Origin of the sequence: Faecalibacterium sp. Marseille-Q4137 (assembly GCF_017377535.1) — a bacterium.
Lineage (GTDB): Bacteria > Bacillota > Clostridia > Oscillospirales > Ruminococcaceae > Faecalibacterium > Faecalibacterium duncaniae.
In genome coordinates this window covers 1-18,381 of sequence record NZ_JAFREK010000037.1, presented here as the reverse complement: position 1 = coordinate 18,381, position 18,381 = coordinate 1, and the positions used below count along the sequence as shown (strand labels likewise).

19 protein-coding genes are annotated in these 18,381 nt (G+C 56.0%); 18 read left to right on the top strand and 1 reads right to left on the bottom strand.

What is annotated here, in order from left to right:
- The first annotated feature begins 139 nt into the window (after positions 1-139).
- Genes rfbC through J3353_RS12780 form a run of 6 tightly spaced genes read left to right on the top strand, consistent with a single transcriptional unit; the run spans position 140 to position 5,234 of the window.
- On the top strand, positions 140-706 hold the full coding sequence (rfbC, locus tag J3353_RS12805; RefSeq protein WP_156071419.1) for a dTDP-4-dehydrorhamnose 3,5-epimerase: 567 nt from the start codon (positions 140-142) through the stop codon (positions 704-706).
- 6 nt (positions 707-712) lie between these two features.
- On the top strand, positions 713-1,522 hold the full coding sequence (locus J3353_RS12800) for an ABC transporter permease (protein ID WP_223384331.1): 810 nt from the start codon (positions 713-715) through the stop codon (positions 1,520-1,522).
- A gap of 13 nt (positions 1,523-1,535) precedes the next feature.
- Positions 1,536-2,279: an ABC transporter ATP-binding protein gene (locus tag J3353_RS12795; RefSeq protein ID WP_005935135.1), complete on the top strand. Its 744-nt coding sequence runs from the start codon at positions 1,536-1,538 to the stop codon at positions 2,277-2,279.
- 3 nt (positions 2,280-2,282) lie between these two features.
- Positions 2,283-4,172 (top strand): glycosyltransferase family 2 protein, encoded by a 1,890-nt coding sequence (locus J3353_RS12790; protein WP_207684996.1) that lies wholly within the window; start codon positions 2,283-2,285, stop codon positions 4,170-4,172.
- The gene (locus J3353_RS12785) at positions 4,169-4,705 is read left to right on the top strand and encodes a DUF5662 family protein (protein ID WP_097773294.1); all 537 of its coding nucleotides are present in this window, start codon (positions 4,169-4,171) and stop codon (positions 4,703-4,705) included. Before J3353_RS12790 ends, J3353_RS12785 begins: the two co-directional genes overlap by 4 nt.
- Positions 4,706-4,727: 22 nt before the next feature.
- Positions 4,728-5,234: a hypothetical protein gene (locus J3353_RS12780; protein ID WP_005935141.1), complete on the top strand. Its 507-nt coding sequence runs from the start codon at positions 4,728-4,730 to the stop codon at positions 5,232-5,234.
- 99 nt (positions 5,235-5,333) lie between these two features.
- Here the strand turns inward: J3353_RS12780 and J3353_RS16505 are convergent, their stop codons facing one another.
- Entirely contained in the window at positions 5,334-5,459 is a 126-nt protein-coding gene (locus J3353_RS16505) for a hypothetical protein (protein WP_005935143.1), read from the bottom strand.
- Positions 5,460-5,804: 345 nt separating this feature from the next.
- Here J3353_RS16505 and rsxC point away from each other — a divergent pair, with 345 nt between their 5' ends.
- The 12 genes from rsxC to J3353_RS12720 form a co-directional block, all read left to right on the top strand.
- Positions 5,805-7,127 (top strand): electron transport complex subunit RsxC, encoded by a 1,323-nt coding sequence (gene rsxC, locus J3353_RS12775; RefSeq protein ID WP_227622398.1) that lies wholly within the window; start codon positions 5,805-5,807, stop codon positions 7,125-7,127.
- Entirely contained in the window at positions 7,127-8,086 is a 960-nt protein-coding gene (locus J3353_RS12770; protein WP_207684995.1) for an RnfABCDGE type electron transport complex subunit D, read from the top strand. The genes rsxC and J3353_RS12770 overlap by 1 nt, the downstream gene beginning before the upstream one ends.
- Positions 8,083-8,631, top strand: coding sequence for an FMN-binding protein (locus J3353_RS12765; RefSeq protein ID WP_117505929.1), 549 nt, complete (start codon positions 8,083-8,085; stop codon positions 8,629-8,631). Before J3353_RS12770 ends, J3353_RS12765 begins: the two co-directional genes overlap by 4 nt.
- 16 nt (positions 8,632-8,647) lie before the next feature.
- Positions 8,648-9,313 carry an electron transport complex subunit RsxE gene (rsxE, locus tag J3353_RS12760; protein ID WP_005935151.1) on the top strand — a complete coding sequence of 222 codons (666 nt, stop codon included), beginning with the start codon at positions 8,648-8,650 and terminating at the stop codon, positions 9,311-9,313.
- A gap of 1 nt (position 9,314) precedes the next feature.
- Positions 9,315-9,947: an electron transport complex protein RnfA gene (locus J3353_RS12755; protein WP_005935153.1), complete on the top strand. Its 633-nt coding sequence runs from the start codon at positions 9,315-9,317 to the stop codon at positions 9,945-9,947.
- A 15-nt stretch (positions 9,948-9,962) separates the two neighbouring features.
- Complete coding sequence (locus J3353_RS12750) at positions 9,963-10,880, top strand: RnfABCDGE type electron transport complex subunit B (RefSeq protein WP_097786499.1); 918 nt, start codon at positions 9,963-9,965, stop codon at positions 10,878-10,880.
- Positions 10,881-11,582: 702 nt separating this feature from the next.
- Positions 11,583-14,699, top strand: a complete 3,117-nt coding sequence (locus J3353_RS16615; RefSeq protein ID WP_207684994.1) for an InlB B-repeat-containing protein — start codon at positions 11,583-11,585, stop codon at positions 14,697-14,699.
- A gap of 14 nt (positions 14,700-14,713) precedes the next feature.
- The gene (locus J3353_RS12740) at positions 14,714-15,175 is read left to right on the top strand and encodes a hypothetical protein (RefSeq protein ID WP_207684993.1); all 462 of its coding nucleotides are present in this window, start codon (positions 14,714-14,716) and stop codon (positions 15,173-15,175) included.
- The gene (gene lepB / locus J3353_RS12735) at positions 15,156-15,710 is read left to right on the top strand and encodes a signal peptidase I (protein ID WP_207684992.1); all 555 of its coding nucleotides are present in this window, start codon (positions 15,156-15,158) and stop codon (positions 15,708-15,710) included. The genes J3353_RS12740 and lepB overlap by 20 nt, the downstream gene beginning before the upstream one ends.
- A gap of 103 nt (positions 15,711-15,813) precedes the next feature.
- Positions 15,814-16,884, top strand: coding sequence for a QVPTGV class sortase B protein-sorting domain-containing protein (locus J3353_RS12730; RefSeq protein WP_207684991.1), 1,071 nt, complete (start codon positions 15,814-15,816; stop codon positions 16,882-16,884).
- A 223-nt stretch (positions 16,885-17,107) separates the two neighbouring features.
- Positions 17,108-17,857, top strand: coding sequence for a class B sortase (gene srtB, locus J3353_RS12725; protein WP_242699416.1), 750 nt, complete (start codon positions 17,108-17,110; stop codon positions 17,855-17,857).
- A 13-nt stretch (positions 17,858-17,870) separates the two neighbouring features.
- Positions 17,871-18,381, top strand: a 511-nt coding sequence (locus tag J3353_RS12720; protein ID WP_304999673.1) for a Spy0128 family protein, incomplete at its 3' end; no start/stop codon positions are given.

Genomic DNA, 18,381 nt, shown 5'->3' with positions numbered 1-18,381 from the left:
TTCGCCAGAGGCTCCCCTACCAGGGGAGGCCTTGGCAGGAAGGGACAGTTTGATCTATCGCGCAAAAGCCCGCAAGGACTTTTCCATATACTACAAACAGACAAAATTTTCTGAAAGAAAACAGAGAGGAAAAAGAAATATGGGCAAGTTTACGTTTACTGAGACCGAGATCCCTGGTGTTGTGGTCATTGAGCCGCAGGTGTTCGGTGATGACCGCGGTTATTTCATGGAGACCTACCAGAAGGATCAGTTTGCTGCCGCCGGCATCGACAAGGAGTTCGTGCAGGACAACCAGAGCCGCTCCACCCGCGGCGTGCTGCGCGGCCTGCATTTCCAGAAGAATCACACCCAGGGCAAGCTGGTGCGTGTGACCAAGGGCGAGGTCTATGATGTTGCCGTGGACTGCCGCCCCCGCAGCGCCACCTTTGGCAAGTGGGTGGGCGTGACCCTGAGCGAGGAGAACAAGAAGATGTTCTATATCCCCGAGGGCTTTGCCCACGGCTTCCTGGTGCTGAGCGATGTGGCCGAGTTCTGCTACAAGTGCACCGATGTCTATGACCCCACCAGCGAGGGCGGCATCCCCTACGATGACCCCACCGTGAACGTGCAGTGGCCCGACTGCGGCTGTGAGCACAAGACCAGCGCAAAGGACAAGCTGCATGAGCCCTTTGCAGCCCAGAAGTTTGAATTCTTTGAAAAGTGGTGATAGCCCGTGGCGAAACTGAAAGGAATGTTCAACGGCTTCTGGCGCTACCGCTATCTGCTGTGGAATCTGGTCAGCCGTGATTTCAAGCTGAAATACCGCCGCAGCGTGCTGGGTGTACTGTGGAGCGTGCTGAACCCCCTGCTGATGTGCCTGGTCTACTGGGCGGTGTTCAGCAGCCTGATGGATATGCGGGGCAGCGGCATCGACAACTTCCCGGTGTTCCTGATGTGCGGTCAGCTGCTCTTCAACTTCTTCAACGAAGCCACCTCCTCCAGCATGAGCAGCGTGCTCAGCGCCGCCCCCCTGCTGAAAAAGGTGTATATCCCCAAGTATATCTTCCCGCTGGAAAAGTGCTGCTTTGCCATGGTGAACTGCGTGTTCAGCTTTGTGGCCCTGCTGCTGGTGATGATCTTTACCGGCGCGCCCTTCCACCTGACCCTTCTGGAAGCGCTCTACCCGCTCATCACCCTCTTCTTCTTCAGCCTGGGGGTGGGCCTGTTCCTGGCGGCGGCAACGGTGTTCTTCCGGGACATCATGCACATCTGGAGCGTGTTCATCACGGCGCTGCTCTACTTCTCCGCCATCTTCTATGACCCCACCCAGATGACCTTTTCCATCGGCGGGTTCAACATGCAGCAGATCATCAAGCTGAACCCCATGTACTGGTATATCACCGGCTTCCGCCGCACCCTGATGTGGGGCATCCCGCTGGACCTCAACATGTTTGCGGTCTGCGGCATCTGCGCAGTGGTCTCCATGTGGGTGGGCGTGCACATGTTCCGCAAAACGCAGGATCGTTTTGTGCTGCATATTTAAGGAGGGGAGAAGAATGGAACCGATCATCAAAGTGGACAACGTGTCCATGTGCTTCAACCTCTCCACCGAAAAGCACGAGAGCCTGAAGGAATATCTGCTGGCCATGGTGCAGGGCCGCCTGCAGTACGACGAGTTTTACGCCCTGAAGGACGTGAGCCTGGACATCATGCCCGGCGATTTTTACGGTCTGGTGGGCCTGAACGGCTCGGGCAAATCCACCCTGCTCAAGACCATTGCGGGCGTGTACAAGCCCACCAAGGGCAAGGTCACCGTCAACGGTACCATCGCCCCGCTCATCGAGCTGGGTGCGGGCTTTGATATGGACCTGACCGCCCGGGAGAACATCTACCTCAACGGCACGGTGCTGGGGTTCTCGCCCAAGTATCTGGACGAGAAGTTCGACGAGATCGTGGAGTTCAGCGAGCTGCAGAACTTTCTGGATGTGCCGCTGAAAAACTACTCCTCCGGCATGGTGGCCCGCATCGGCTTTGCCATTGCCACCATCACCAAGCCCGATATCCTGATCGCGGATGAGGTGCTCTCGGTGGGCGACTTCCTGTTCCAGCAGAAATGCGAAAAGCGGATGAAGGAGCTGATGGCAGGCGGCACCACCGTCATTCTGGTCTCTCACTCCATCGAGCAGATCGAGCGGATGTGCAGCAAGGTGGCATGGCTGAGCCACGGCCACCTGAAAATGAACGGCGATACCGAGACAGTCTGCGCGGCCTACAAGGCCACCCAGCGCGGCGAGGCCTGAGCCATGAATGTGCGATTGAAACGTGCCAGAGAGCTGGCAGGCTATGCGGTCCAGCTGACAAAGGACGAGGGTCTGGGCACCATGCTGGCCCGGGGCGCGGGCTTTGTCAGGCGGCGGTGCTTTGGCAAAAAGGCCCGCTACCTGCCCGCCAAAAAGGTGCTGGAAGCCCAGAGAGCCGAAATGGCAGGAAAAAATTTTGAAAACTGCCAACTTTCGACGATTTCCGTGTTGACACCGTTGTATAATACTCCTGAGGTGTTTCTGCGGCAGTTTCTGGATTCCTTCGTGAACCAGACCGCCCCCAATGGTGAGCTCTGCCTGGCGGATGCCTCCGATGCCGCCCACAGCAGTGTGGGGGATATCGTAAGGGAATATCAGGTAAAATATCAACACATCGTATACAAAAAGATCGAAAACCAGGGCATTGCGGCCAACACCAACGCCGCCGCTGAACTGGCATCGGGGGAGTATCTGGCGCTGGCCGACCACGATGACATCCTTGCGCCCCACGCCATGTACACCATGGGTCAGGCGATCCGGCAGCTGCGTGAGGCAGGGGAGCCGGACGGCTTCCTGTACAGCGACGAGGCCCTCTTCACCAAAAAGATCGAAAAGCCGCTGGTGGCCCACTTCAAGCCCGATTACGCCCCGGATTACCTGCTCTGCTGCAACTACATCTGCCATCTGGCCGTGTTCCGGCGGGAGCTGTTCGAGCAGGTAGGCGGGGAACGCCCCGAATGTGATGGCAGTCAGGATCACGACCTTTTCCTCCGGCTCATTGAGCAGGTGGGCGGCGCGGCCCATGTGCCGCAGGTGCTCTACTATTGGCGGGTGCACGAAGGCTCGACCTCCGGCGGCACTGATGCCAAGCCATACGTTGCCAAAGCGGCAAAAAAGGCGCTGGCCGACCATCTGGAGCGCACCGGCCGTACCGGTACCATAGAGGATGGCCTGTACCCCAGCACCTATCGGGTCAGGTGGGACATTGTGGGGGAGCCGAAGGTGAGCATCCTCATCCCCAACAAGGATCACACCGAGGATCTGGAAAAGTGCCTGCAGAGCATCTGGAAAAAGACCACCTGGGATCGGTTCGAGGTCATCGTCATTGAGAACAACTCCACAGACCCGGCCACCTTTGCCTATTACGAGAAGGCCCGGCAGCGGTACGATGGCCTGAAGGTGGTCACCTACCCGGGCAAGGGCTTCAACTTCTCGGCCATCAACAACTTTGGCCGGAAAGCGGCAGAGGGCGACTACCTGCTGCTGCTCAACAACGATGTGGAAGTGGTAAACGGCGACTGGCTCACGGAGCTGCTCCGGCAGTGTGCCCACCCCGGCGGTGCGGCGATCTGCGGTGCCATGCTCTGGTACCCGGATGAGACCATCCAGCACGCCGGGATCGTGACCGGTCTGGGCGGCTACGCGGGCCACAGCCACAAGTATAAGAAGAAGGGCGGCAGCGGCTATCTGTTCCGCACCTCTACCGTGCAGGACTTCTCCGGTGTGACCGGTGCCTGCCTGCTGGTAAAGACCGCCGTCTATGACGAGATGCACGGGCTGGACGAGCAGTTTGCCGTGGCCTTCAACGATGTGGACTTCTGCCTGCGGGTGCGGGATGCGGGCTACCGCATTGCCTGGACCCCCTACGCCGAGCTCATCCACTATGAGAGCAAGAGCCGGGGCGGGGATGAAAAAGACCCCGTCAAGGCGGCCCGCTTTGCGGCGGAACAGCAGCGGCTCTACACCATCCACGGCAAGGAAAACATTCTGGATGACCCCTACTACAACCCCAACCTGACCCGTGACCGGGAGGATTTTTCGGAGAGCGACGATCTGCGCAGGTTGAAAGAGGGCAGGGTAACGGTAAGATTCCGGGGAGGTACCCTCCAATGAACATCAAGGGACACTTTGAGACCATCACCCGGCATAAACTGCTGGTGATGAAGTATTGCTTTGAATGCGGCCTTTATCAGCAGGGCCTGACCCATGACCTGAGCAAGTACAGCCCCACCGAGTTCATCCCGGGCTGCATCTACTATCAGGGCGACCACAGCCCCAACGAGGCAGAGCGCGCCGCCCGGGGCTATTCCTCGGCATGGCTCCACCATAAGGGCCGCAACAAGCACCATCTGGAATACTGGATCGACTACACAACCAACAAATCCGGCCTGGGCGGCATGAAAATGCCCCTGCGCTATGTCTGCGAGATGGTCTGCGACCGCGTGGCGGCCAGTCAGATCTATCTGGGCGACAAGTACACCGACGCATCCCCGTGGCAGTATTATGAAAAGAGCAAGGATCACTATCTGCTCCATCCCGAAACAAGGGCACTGCTGGAAAAGCTGCTGCTGATGGTCCGGGATCTGGGGCAGGAGCGCACCTTTGCCTACATAAGATTCCTGCTCGGGTGTGAAGATAACGATTAAATAAAATCAAGGAGGCATTGCAATGAAGCGTTTCAAAAAAGTTCTGGCACTTGTTCTGGCCGGTGTTCTGGCACTGGCAATGCTGACCGCCTGCGACGGTGGCACCACCGACCCGGATAGCATAATGCCGGAGGACGGTACTCCCGAAGTGGTGATGACCGTGAATAACATGGCTGCCAATAAGGGTCTGGGCCAGGTTGAGTACAGTGCAAAGTACAGCGCAGTGACGAAGGCTCTGCTGGAGAACTGGCTGGAGTATACCAATAACAAGATCAATAACACGACCTACTGGGAAAATTACCGTAAGATCACTGCTGAACTGGGCAGTGTGAAGATTGTGGTTGGCATGACCAAAGATTACCGTCCCATCACCAGTGATTATAACCCCGCTTCCAAGACCAGCTTCAAGTATGATTCGCTGTTCAAAGATACCAGTGCATTCAACTTAGCAGAAAAGATCGGCGTTGCATACGTTCCCACTTCTAACGGCACTGTCTATCAGGCGGTCTGCCTGTTCGACGTGAACTGAGCGTTCCCCGATACAGAGGAAAAAACCATAAAGCATAAAGATCCCCCGGAGGGCGGCGCGGGCCGCTTTCCGGGGGATCTTGTCTGTCAGAGAAACTGCTTACTGCTCGTTCTCGTAGATCTTAATATAGTGGGGGGCGTTTCTGTCCTGCACAAAGAGAAGCGTGCAGGTGAGTGCGGCGGCTAAGAACGTGAAGATGGCAAGCAGAGCTTTGAGAACTTTCATGGTATCCGATCCTCCTTGGCGGGCATAGCCCGGTCGTTCAAATGCGGAGCAGGGGACGTTCCGCAGGGTCATTAGCAACAGTATACCATAATCCCAGTAGAAAGGCAAACGGTAGTAAAGTTGCGTGAAGTTGGTGGTTGTTAATAAAAAAACAATTGGTTAGATACGACTAATCGTTAAAAATGGCAAAGAAAATTGAGGAAATTGCATCATTTTGGTGCTGTTGTCGTTGAACTTCCGGCTGTAAAATGATACAATAACTGTGTTAAGCAGCTGCTGTCCCTGCCGCAGTGCGCCCGCATGAGGGCAGGGGTGGCAATTCAAGCAGAATGGGGGATTTATTCCATGTTGAACAAGCTGAAACGTGCGGCGCTTGGCGCGCATACGCCGCATGACAAGGCAACCGCTGCAAGCAAACCAGTTCCGATGCCTCTGCCCGCGCAGGTACGCATCCTGATGAGCCAGCACATCGGCGCTCCGGCGAAAGCCCTGGTCAAAAAGGGCGACGAAGTGTTTGTTGGCACCAAGATCGGTGAAGCAGGCGGTTTTGTCTCTGCAAATATCCATTCCAGTGTTTCTGGTACCGTGGCCGCTGTGGAACCCTTCCGTCTCTCCAATGGCCGGATGTGCGACTCTGTGGTCATCAAGACCGATGGCAAGCAGACCGTGGACCCTGCCGTGAAGGCACCCGAGGTCACCGACAAGGCCAGCTTCCTGGCAGCCGTGCGTGAGTGCGGCCTGGTGGGTCTGGGCGGCGCAGGCTTCCCGACCGATGTCAAGCTGCAGCCCAAGCAGACCGTGGACACCCTGCTCATCAACGCTTCCGAGTGTGAAGTCTGGCTGACCAGCGACACGCAGGAGATGCTGAACTGCAGCGATGATATCGTCCGCGGTATCGAGGCCGTGCTGAAGTACACCGGCATCCCGAAGTGCATCATCGGCATTGAGAACAACAAGCCCGAGTGCATCGAGCTGTTGAACCAGAAGACCAAAGACAAGCCCGCCATCGAGGTCAAGGCACTGCCCAGTGTTTACGGCACCGGCGCGGAGCTGATCCTGATCGAGAAGTGCCTGGGCCGCGAGGTGCCGCACGGCGGTCTGCCCGCAGATGCAGGTGCCATCGTGATGAACGTGACCTCTGTTTCTACCCTGGGCAAGTACCTGGCTACCGGTATGCCGGTGGTCAGCCGCTGCATCACCGTGGACGGCGATGCCTGCGCAAAGCCCCAGAACCTGATCGTTCCCGTGGGCACTGCCTACGAGGATGTTCTGAACGCTGCCGGCATCAAGGGCGGCGTGGAGCTGGGCAAGGTGGTTGCCGGCGGTGCCATGATGGGCCCCGCTGTGGAGAACCTGAGCTACCCCACCACCAAGACCACTTCCGGCCTGATCATGCTCAGCGCCGCTGCTGCAGAGCCCCCGCAGGTCAACCCCTGCATCCGCTGCGGCCGCTGCGTGGAGTACTGCCCCATGGGTCTGGAGCCCGTGGAGGTCAACCAGGCTTACGCTGCCCGCGACGTTCAGGAGCTGGGCAAGCTGCACGTTGATTACTGCTTCAACTGCGGCTCCTGCACCTTTGTCTGCCCGGCAAAGCGCCCCTGCACCCAGATGATGGGCCTGGCAAAGGCGTTCTACCTTGGTGAAATCAAAAAAGGAGGCAATAAGTAATGGATACGAAGCTTATTGTTTCGGCCTCCCCGCACCTGCGCAGTGAGGAAACGACCCAGAGCCTGATGGCCAACGTGATCGTTGCCCTGTGCCCCTGTGTGGTGGCCTCTGCAATCATCTTTGGTGCGCGTGCCCTGCTGGTCACTGCAGTGTCCGTTGTGGCATGTGTGGTCTTTGAGTGGCTGTACTGCAAGCTGCTGAAGAAGGCAAACCCCATCAGCGACCTGTCCGCTGTGGTCACCGGCATCATTCTGGCCATGAACGTGCCCGTGGGCATGCCCATCGGCCAGCTCATCATCGGCGACCTGGTTGCCATCATCGTGGTCAAGCAGCTGTTCGGCGGCATTGGCATGAACTTTGCAAACCCTGCACTGGTCGGCCGTATCGTGCTGTTCATCAGCTTTGCCGGTTCCATGAACAATTGGGTGTTCCCCGATGCAGCGGTTGACCAGCTGTCCAGCGCTACCCCGCTGGCTGTGGCTGACACCAGCAAGCTGAGCCTGCTGGACCTGTTCATGGGTGTGCACGGCGGTGTTCTGGGCGAGACCTGCGCTCTGGCCATCCTGCTGGGCCTGATTTATCTGGTGGCCACCAAGACCATCAGCATCGCCATCCCCGCTTCTTACATCGGCAGCATGTTTATCTTCTACCTGATCTCCACCGGCAGCCTGCACGGCGCACTGGTCGGCATCCTGTCCGGCGGCCTGATGTTCGGTGCTGTGTTCATGGCAACGGACTATGTTACCAGCCCCTTTACCCTGAAGGGCAAGCTGATCTACGGCCTGTGCTTGGGCATCGTCACCTTCGCCATCCGTCAGTGGGGCAGCTACGCCGAGGGCGTTTCCTTCGCGCTGCTGTTTATGAACCTGTGGGTCCCCTTTATCAACGATTGGACCCGTCAGACTCCTTACGGCTATGTTAAGCCTGCAAAGAAAGCAAAGGAGGGTGCTGGCAAATGAATAAGAATTCTTCCTGGGAGACCAGTGTAAAGCCTGTTGTTGTGCTGAGCGTGATCGCACTGATCGTCAGCCTGCTGCTGGCCATGGTCAACTCCTTTACGGCTCCCATCATTGAAGAAAACCAGAAGGCCGCAACGCTGGCTGCCTATGTGGACGTGATGCCCACCGTTTCCAGCGCCTCCGATCTGGAGGAAGTGACCGACTACACCACCGAGAACATCACCGGTGCTGTAAAGGCCACCGACGGCTCCCTGGCCATCAAGGCTGAGGAAAAGGGCTTTGACGGCGGCATCCTGTCCGTCATCATCGGCTTCGACACCAACGGCACTGTCACCGGCATCTGGGTGGACGCTTCTACCCAGACCAAGGGCATCGGCAGCAACGTTGCCACCGACAGCTTCCTTGCTCAGTTCGATGGCATGGATGGCACCCAGAACATCACCCTGGGCCAGGGCTACGACGCATACAGCGGCGCAACCATTTCCTCTAAGGCTCTGTTTGCCGCCATCAACGATTGCATCAACTGCTACAACGAGTTGGCATAAAGGAGGTTGGTAAGAAATGGCAAGCGAAAACAAGTCCAAGGTAAGCATCCTTACCAACGGCATCATCAAAGAAAACCCCGTTCTGCGTCTGGTTCTGGGCACCTGCTCCTGCCTGGCTGTTACCACGGCAGTTTCCAGCGCGCTGGGCATGGGCGCAGCCTTCACCTTCGTGCTGGTGTGCTCCAACATCCTGATCTCGCTGCTGCGCAACGTGATCCCCGCGAAAGTCCACCTGCCCTGCTACATCGTCATCATTGCAGGCTTCGTGACCATCGTTCAGATGGTGATGCACGCCTACATGGACAGCCTGTACACCGCACTGGGCGTGTTCCTGCCCCTGATCGTTGTCAATTGCATCATTCTGGGCCGTGCCGAGATGTTTGCCTGCAAGAACAATGTGGTGGATTCCGCACTGGACGGCATCGGCATGGGCATCGGCTACACCCTCACCGTGGTGCTGATGGCCTCTATCCGTGAGATTCTGGGCAGCGGCACCTGGCTGGGCTTCCAGGTCCTGCCCGAGAGCATGGCCAAGATGAGCATTATGACCCAGGCTCCCGGCGCATTCTTCTGCTACGGCGTGCTGATGGCCGGCTGCGTCTGGCTGGAAGGCAAGCTGGATGCCCGCATCGAGCGCAAGAGCTGCTGCGACCTCGACAACCTGAAGAAGGAGGCAGAATAAGATGTTAGTCAAACTTGCTGCGATCTTCTTCAGCATGATCCTGGTGAACAACTACGTGCTGGTGAAGTTCTACGGTATCTGCCCGTTCCTGGGCGTTTCCAAGAAGCTGGATTCCTCCATTGGTATGTCCGGCGCTGTTATCTTTGTTATGCTGGTGGCAACGGCTGTCACCTTCCCCATCCAGATCTTCATTTTGAACCCCGCTGACCTGGGCTACCTGCAGACCATCGTGTTCATCCTGGTCATTGCAGTGCTGGTGCAGTTCATCGAGATCTTCCTGAAGAAGTATGTTGTTGCACTGTACAATTCTCTGGGCGTTTACCTGCCCCTGATCACCACCAACTGCTGCGTGCTGGCCGTGACCATTCTGGTCGTGGACGACTACGGCGCGGACGTTGCTACCCTTGGCTTTGCCGCTGCCTACATTGAGGCTCTGGTCTGTGCCGTGGGTGCAGGTGTCGGCTTTATGCTGGCCATGGTCATGTTCAGCGGCGTGCGCAAGCGTGTGGAAGCCTGCGATCCCCCGGCACCCTTCAAGGGCCTGCCCATCACCCTGATCGCAGCAGCCATCACCAGCCTGTCCTTTATGGGCTTCGGCGGCCTCGTCGAAAACCTGTTCAACGTGACGCTGTAAGGGAGGAACAGGATTATGAATATTGTATCTGCTGTGATCCTCTGTACCATCGTGGGCGCGATCGGTGCCGTTGTTCTGGTGCTGGCCGCAAAGTTCATGGCGGTTGAGGAAGACCCCCGTATTGAAGAAGTTTCTGCCTGCCTGGCCGGTGCAAACTGCGGCGGCTGCGGCTACGCCGGCTGTGCCGACTACGCAAAGGCCGTTGTTATGGACGGCGTTCCCTGCGACAAGTGCGCCCCCGGCGGCCCCAAGGCTGCTGCCGCCATTGCCAAGATCATGGGCGGTGAGGCAAGCGCTGTGGAGAAGAAGGCTGTGGTTCAGTGCCAGGGCAACTCCGAGCACTGCAAGCCCAGCTACGAGTACAAGGGCATCCAGACCTGTGCCGCTGCCGCGACCCTGTACGGCGGCCCCAAGACCTGTACCTTTGCCTGCATCGGCCTGGGCGACTGCACCAAGGTGTGTAAGTTCGATGCCATCCACATTGTGGACGGCGTGGCCAAGGTGGACAAGGACAAGTGCACCGGCTGTGGTGCCTGCGCTAATATCTGCCCCAAGCACGTCATTATGATCGACGCAGGCGGCCCCCGCAAGCCCGTGGTCATGTGCTCCAATCAGGATAAGGGTGCTGTGGCAAACAAGCTGTGCACCACCTCCTGCATTGCCTGCGGCATGTGCGAGCGCACCTGTAAGTTCGATGCCATCCACGTTGTGGACGGCGTGGCCCGCATCGACTACGACAAGTGCAAGGGCTGTGGCATGTGCGCCCAGAAGTGCCCCAAGCACATCATCCTCTTCCCGCTGAAGGACGATCCGAATCCCCCCAAGCCCGTGGTGAAGCAGGCTCCGAAGCCCGCTGCCGCTCCTGCCGCTCCGGCAGAGCCCGCCGCAAAGGCTGAGGAAGCAAAGGCTCCCGAAGCCCCCAAGGCTGAGTAAGCGGAACCCATTGTAATATGGTAAAGCGCCCCCATTGCTCCTTTGAGTGATGGGGGCGCTTTTTGGTGGGGGAACCCCCCAGTCACCTGCGGTGACAGCCCCCGCTAGTAGGGGGGCCCTTGGCATTTCGCAAAGCCTGACCTCTTTGCCAAGGCCGCCCCTACTAGGCAACAACGACGACCGCCGCCAGTGGCGGAAACAGGGAGGAGTTGTTGGGGCAGCGGCCAGCAGGACACGAGTGCTTTGCACGATGTGGACGCTGGGTGCCGCAACCCGGACAGGTGGCATCCCGAAGGGATGACGGTGGGGTTATTCCTCTCCCCCGAAAACTTTTTTCAAAAAATTTCGAAAAAAAGTGAAAGGAATCTGCGTTTCATGTATTATAGAGAGTGAAACTGCGAAGATACAACACAAAACTGCGCGATATATCAATGCGGCGGGCGTGCGGATAAGTCGGACTGTTCTACTCCCCACAATGATATTGCGACGGTTCATAACGTGCTGTATATCGCAGAATATTTTGTCTGAGAAGGGGAAGGGAAAATAAAATTTCACTATTGAAAATACTGGATATACATGCTATAATTACAATAATGATGTGTCTGGTAAAAATAACCTGCCAAGGGAAAGAAAACCGACAAAAGTTGGATATCTTTTCCTCCGGTTTTGCCAAAAATACTATGATGCAGGGAGGGCTCCACTGTGCGGAAAAATCATCACGGAAAAAAAGATAGGCTGGTGAAGCGTGTTTTTGCGCTTTGTCTGGCGCTTGCGGTCATCTGCACCTGCCTTGTGCCGGTGTTTGCAACGGAGGGTCTGCTCGATCCTCAGGTTAATCAAGAGGCCTCCCGGCCCGTAGATGACGGCGAGGCATCCTATCCTGACGACGAATTTGCCGGTTTCGGCGAGGAGGAAGCCACCCGGCCTGTAGACGGCGGTGAAGCTGCCGGTTTCGGCGGGGACGAAGTTGCCACCCGGCCTGTAGAGGGCGGCGAGGACAACCTCGAAGGCGGCCCCAGCGTTAAGGAAACGGAGTGGGGCACCGTCATTGAGTACGGCCCCAGCACCAGCACCGACCCCAGCTCCAGCACCGAGACCCAGTGGTCCGGCGAGGACGACGTGGTGGAAAAGCCTGATGACAAAGTGGTCGTTTCCGGCGACGAGATCAAAAAGCTGCAGGACATGGTGGTTTACCGCTTCTGGCTGAAGGAGCTGAACGCCAACGACCTGCAGGACATTACCGCTCAGGCACAGATCAACAATATGACGGAGAGCGAGTATCTGGCCCGGAACGGTGAGGTTCTGTGGAACCTGTACTTTATTCAGGCTGTGCCCCGGGCAGAGACCATTGCGGATTACAGCAGCTACATCGAGAACCCCTCCTCCAACCGGGACCCCAAGGGCGAACTGCGGCAGTTTGACTACTGGTACACGCTGGACGAGTTTGGCAACCGGGTGCGCCTGAACCTCACCGACCCCACCAGCAACATTCTGGACGACAAGACCACCACCGTGAACGTCTACGCCGCATGGAAGGACGGTACCGTGGGCTCCGATGAGGAAGAGGACGTGGATCACGAGGATCTGGTGGACAAGAACCCCGTGCCTGTGGATCTGGAAACCAAGGCCTCTGCTTCCTACGTGGACGAGGACGGCAACACGAAGAGCGTCAATCTGCCGGTAGAAGTGAAAAACCTGCCCTCTGCCACTCACAGACTCAGCGTTACCCACATGGGTGATAATTCCATGACGGAGTTCTGCAATACCTACGTGAATGAGCTTCAGGGGATGCAGCCCCTTCTGGGCCTGAAGATCACGCCCGAAGATATCAACAGCGAGAAGGTGCAGCTGGCCAAGGGCCAGAAGGCCACCGTTACCGTTTCTGGTCTGGACAAACTGCCAGATATTGTGGCAATGGAAGAAGCGGGAGCGCTCACTGCCGATGCACTGAAGGTGCTCCACCAGAAAGACGACAATACCGTGGAAAAACTGGATGTTGTCAGCTATGAAAATGGCACCCTGACCTTCGAGACCTCCAGCTTCAGCCCCTTTGTGATTGCGCTGGAATATCCGGATCAGGGAAGTGAAGACTTCGATGATGACGGCATTGAGATCGTCAGCATTGAGATCGATGGCGTTGAGTACCCGAATGTGAATGATGGGATTGCTACGATCAGTAGCATCAGCGGCATTCAGGGTGATGCAAAGGTTCCAGTTGGCGCAACGATTACACTGCGGGGCAAAAACGGAAAAACAACATACAATCACACATGGAGACTTAATCCGGACAAGACTACCGGTAATGCGGTATTTATAAACAGTGACAATGAAGAAGTTAGTCAGATAAAAGGTATAGGAGATTCCTACAAAACAGTACGGATAAAGGTTACGCAAGAGGGTAAGGTGACGGTTGCTCACCGTTATGGTAAAGCTACTGGAAATGATGCGAAACCGGAAGGTAACGGCGATGAACTGGAGATTACAGTTGTGAAGAGCAATCAGAAACCTTCTCACGATCTTTATGTTTACACGCAGGTTTTGGGCTATTCGGGTGATTACTACGGCGAAAAAGTTGAAAATAAAGCGTGGAACGGCATGGCTGTTGGTACAATTTCGAATGTAGTTGATCCGAGTACATACAAGGAACGTACCCGAATTTATAACACAGCTGCCATTGATACGAAGCTTGGAACAGAAATTTTGGTTGATTCCGGACAGTTTCCTGTGATTCCGATTAAAAAGAATGGTTCTTACAAGGACTACTATTATGAGGTCGCTCCGAAAGATAGTAGTATGACTGATGAACAGAAGAAGAATTTTGGCGGCACATACACAATTAAATGGTACGAGGTGGTTGCAGTAGGCGGAGCTAACACTGGCAAAAACGGCAAGGACGGAGACTGGACGGATGAAACGGAATATAAAGACACATACACGAGTGGCGTATATAAATCTCCGGTTCCGTCGGTCAATGATAAAACAATGACGTACCATCTGGATGGTCTGATAGTACTCCATGATACAACGCACATCAACGTCAAGTTTATGGTTCAGGATGTGGGTAAAGATACCTTTGCTCTAGTGCGTGATTATGGCGGAGCATTTACTGTCCCAGAAGGGAGTACTTCGATTTCGCTGAGTAATATCGATCGTCCGGATGTTCCCCGCGCAGGTCAAACTGAAGCAGATTGCCCGGCAACAAAAGAAACAGCGGATGGAACCGTTTATAAATTTGAAGGATGGTATACGGATAAGAACTTTACATCTGAAAGCAAGTTCAATTTTACAGAGGATACCATTAGTGCAGATACAACCTTCTACGCAAAGTATGTGCCTGCTTCCGCAAACCTGACTGTTACCAAAACCGTTACCGGTAAACTTGGCGATACCAACAAAGCCTTTACCTTTACGATTACCAAAGATGGTAAACCAGTAAACAACATCACTGAGGATAATATCGAGGTTAGTGATGGTGCTCAATGGTTGAATGATGGTAATGGCAAGTTTACTCTGAAAGACGGTGCTACGATTACCTTCAAAAATTTGCCGAGTGGCGAGTACAAGGTTGTAGAGGACGATTATAAGGGCGAAAAGTACGAGACCAGCTATGTGGTTGGTTCCGGAACACCTGAGAATGGGCGAGAAGTAAGTGTGACGATTGGTACGGACGCTAAACAAATCGACTTCACCAACCATCGAACTCTCGAGCCTGATCTTGGTGTCCTCCTCGACACCCTGCCTTACATTGTCATCCTTGCTGTGGTGGCTGGCGGCGTGGCCCTGCTGATGCTGCGCAAGCACCGTAAGGAAGATGACTAAAGGGGGCTGACCGCATGGCGAAGAAGAAAGCGCCCCAGCGGCTCCCCGGTGCAGAGGAAAGCTGTATCAGCCCGGAGCAGGAAGCAATCATCCAGTGGTACAAAACGGTAAAGTTCCGTAAAAAGCTGCTGGGCGGCGTGGACGAAGCGGCAATGTGGAAGAAGCTGGAAGAGCTTTACGCCCTGTACGAAGCCGCCATCCGCGCCGAGCGCACAAGGTACAATGTGCTGCTGGAAACCTCTCCGTCAAAGCCTGACGGCTTTGCCACCTCCCCTGATAGGGCAACGACAACGACCGCCGCCAGTGGTGAACCCGGGAACGTAAACCTGGCTCCCACCAAAGTTGACAGTTTTGCCAAGGGCTCCCCTACTAGGGGAGCTGGCACGGCGACAGCCGTGACTGAGAGGTTTAATCCGGAATCTGACAGCTCTGACCCCCAAAAGGAGGCGCATTCCGATGCACCCGCTGGACAATGAAGCCCTGAAGCAGGGGGCAAAGGCGGTGCGCCGCCGCAGGCTGGACGCTGAGAACCGGCAGGATTTTATCAGCCTGCTGGGCCGCGTTGTGGTGATCCTGCTGTGCGCCTGGGTGCTGTTCACGCAGGTGTTCCTGCTCACGCAGGCCAAGGGCAGCAGCATGTTCCCCGCGGTAAAGGATGGCGACCTGCTCATCTGCTACCGCCTGCAAAAAACCTATGCAAAAAACGACGTTGTGGTCTACACCCAGGGCGGCAAGCTCCGGGTGGGCCGCATCCTTGGGCGCGAGGGCGACCTTGTGGCTCTGGACGACAGCGGCACCCTTGTGGTGAACGGCGCGGTGCAGAGCGGCGAGATCCTCTACCCCACCTACGCAAAAGACGCGCTGGAGTACCCCTACACGGTGCCGGAGGGCTGCTTTTTTGTGCTGGGCGATTACCGCACACAATCCGAGGACAGCCGGGACTTTGGCCCGGTTCCGCTGGAGGATGTGCAAGCAAAAGTAATTACACTACTGCGGCGACGCAGTTTGTAATACCACGGAAGCCGGAAGAAGCTGCCGGCATCCTGCCTGTGAACCGCAGAGTTTGGGCCGCGGCACAGGAGTACGAACTATTTCTTACTAGGGAGGAATAACAATGAAACTGAAGAAATTCTTCGCGGGCGTTCTGGCTGCCGCCATGATGCTCACCGTCGGCGCAACCGCAGCGTTTGCGACTGGGTCCACCATCACGCTTGATGGCAAAGAGTATTCTGATGCACAGACTGTTACTGTGAAAAAGGTCTATAAGCTGGAAGGCAATGGTAGCAATGCAAAAGAGACTTTTACTCTGGTGCAGGTTGGTAATGGTGTAGTCAAGAGCGGCGATGCAACTTCTGCACCGGAGCTGGGCACAATCACTGGTGCTACGTTTGAGGCAGGCACCGCAACAGCTGAGGGCGTTACTGGCAACATTACTATTGCCCTGCCTGAGTACACGAAAGTTGGCGTGTATGAGTACACTCTGAAGGAAGTTTCTACCAATAAGTTTGCTGGTGTTTCTTACTTTGAGGGTAGCATCAAACTGGTTGTGAGTGTTGTTAATGGCACTAATGGTCAGCTGCGCGTGGCTGCTGTCCATACTGAGGGTTATGATGCTCAGGGCAATTATCTGGGAGCCAAGAGCGATACCTTCACTAACACATACTCTGCAAATAGCATCGCCGTTACCAAAACTGTTGAGGGCAATCTGGGTGATAAGACCAAGGAATTTGGCTTTACCATTGACTTTGAAAAAGCTGATAACGAGAGTGCACCTACCGGTATCACTTATACCGTGGGTGATGAAACGAAGACGGTTAGCTTCGGTGCGGACGGCAATGCTCAGGTTAAGTTCACTCTGAAGAATGGCCAGACCCTGAATTTTGTAAATGTTCCCAAGAGTGTTAAGTATACTGTAACTGAGGACGACTACACGAATATGAATGATCCCACTAAGGGCTACACGACTACGGTTTCTGTGAATGGTGGCAATTCTACGACGAGCCTGACCTCTAATGCGCAGACTATGACGAAGGATGCAGCTACTGTTGCATTTACGAATACTAAGGGCGCTACCATCGACACCGGCGTTATCCTCGACAACGCTCCTTACATTGCACTGCTGGCCATCGTTGCCATTGGTGGTGTGGCCCTGATGCTGAATAAGCGCCGCCGCGACGAGGAGTAATTGCTCGCGTCCACGCCCTCTCCGTCAGTGCTCCGCACTGCCACCTCTCCCAAGGGGAGAGGCAAAAGTGGCCCGACCGATTGCAGCAGCTGACCGTGTAGATGCGTAGGCTCTCCCTCTGGGAGAGCTGGCGCGCAGCGCCTGAGAGGGCGTATCCATCCGAAAACCAATCAATTAGAATGCTTAACCGGAGGTGGGCTGTATCAACTGGCAGAGAAAAGCGTTGAGGGCAGCCGACTTTCTGGTGAGCACGGTGGTCGTGCTGTTCCTGGTGGTCGCCGGGGCGTATTCAGCCTATGCCCTGTGGGACAACTCGCAGGTGTACGCCGCCGCAGACAATGTTCAGGCAGAGCTTTTGCAGTTCAAGCCCAAGGCGGGCGCGGATAACGGCGCAAGCTTTGAGGAGCTGCTGGGCATCAACCCGGATGTCTGCGCGTGGGTCACACTGGACAACACCGCCATCGACTACCCTGTGGTACAGGGCGAGGACAACTTTACCTATGTGAACACCGATGTCTACGGTGATTTTTCGCTGGCAGGCAGCATCTTTCTGGATGTGAACTGCGACAAGAACTTCACCGACCCATACTCTCTGCTGTATGGTCACCACATGGAAGAGAGCAAGATGTTCGGTGATCTGGATCTCTACAAGGACGCAGAGTTCTTTGCAGAGAACACCACCGGTGAGCTGATCCTGCCCGACCGCACCTATGATCTTAAAACCTTTGCATGTCTGCTGGTCCCTTCGTCTGAGAGCGCGATCTTCCAGCCGCAGCGCTGGGACAGCGACCTGCAGGGGTTGTACACCTTTGCGCAGGAGAACGCCCTGAACCTGAACACCGAAACGCTGGCCGCCATGAAAGCGGCGGGCGATGACGCTCAGGTGCTGGCCCTGTCCACCTGTTCAACGGAGTTTACCGATGCACGCACCATTCTTCTGGCGTGGATGATCCCGTCCGCGTCGGATTCATAAAGGAGAGGATGAAATGAGGTTCCGTAAAATCGCGGCAGCACTCCTGACGCTTGCGTTGGGGTTCTGCCTGTGTCAGCCGGCGGCATTTGCGGCCACCGCGGCTGACCAGCATACACAGTTGCAGGAGCTTCCGGTTTCCATTCAGTCCACGGGGGAAACACCTCTCCCAAAGGAAACACTGACTGTGGAACTTGAGGCTGTGGACAATGCGCCCCTGCCCGAGGTGACCACTCTGGAGATCACCGACGGCGAGACCGGCAGCTTTGGCCCCATCAACTACACCAAGCCCGGCTATTACGTTTACACCGTGCGCCAGCGCGCCGGTGTCAACACCCGCGGCACCTACGATGAAACCGTGTACTATCTGCGCGTTTCCGTGGTGTGGGACAACGACAAGCTGGTGGCCCGGATGGCCGTGCACACACAGGCCGACCTGATGGACGAAAAGGTGAGCAGCATCACCTTCAACAACAGCTACAAGGCCATCGAGACCCCGTACTACCCGGACCCGTATGACCCTGATC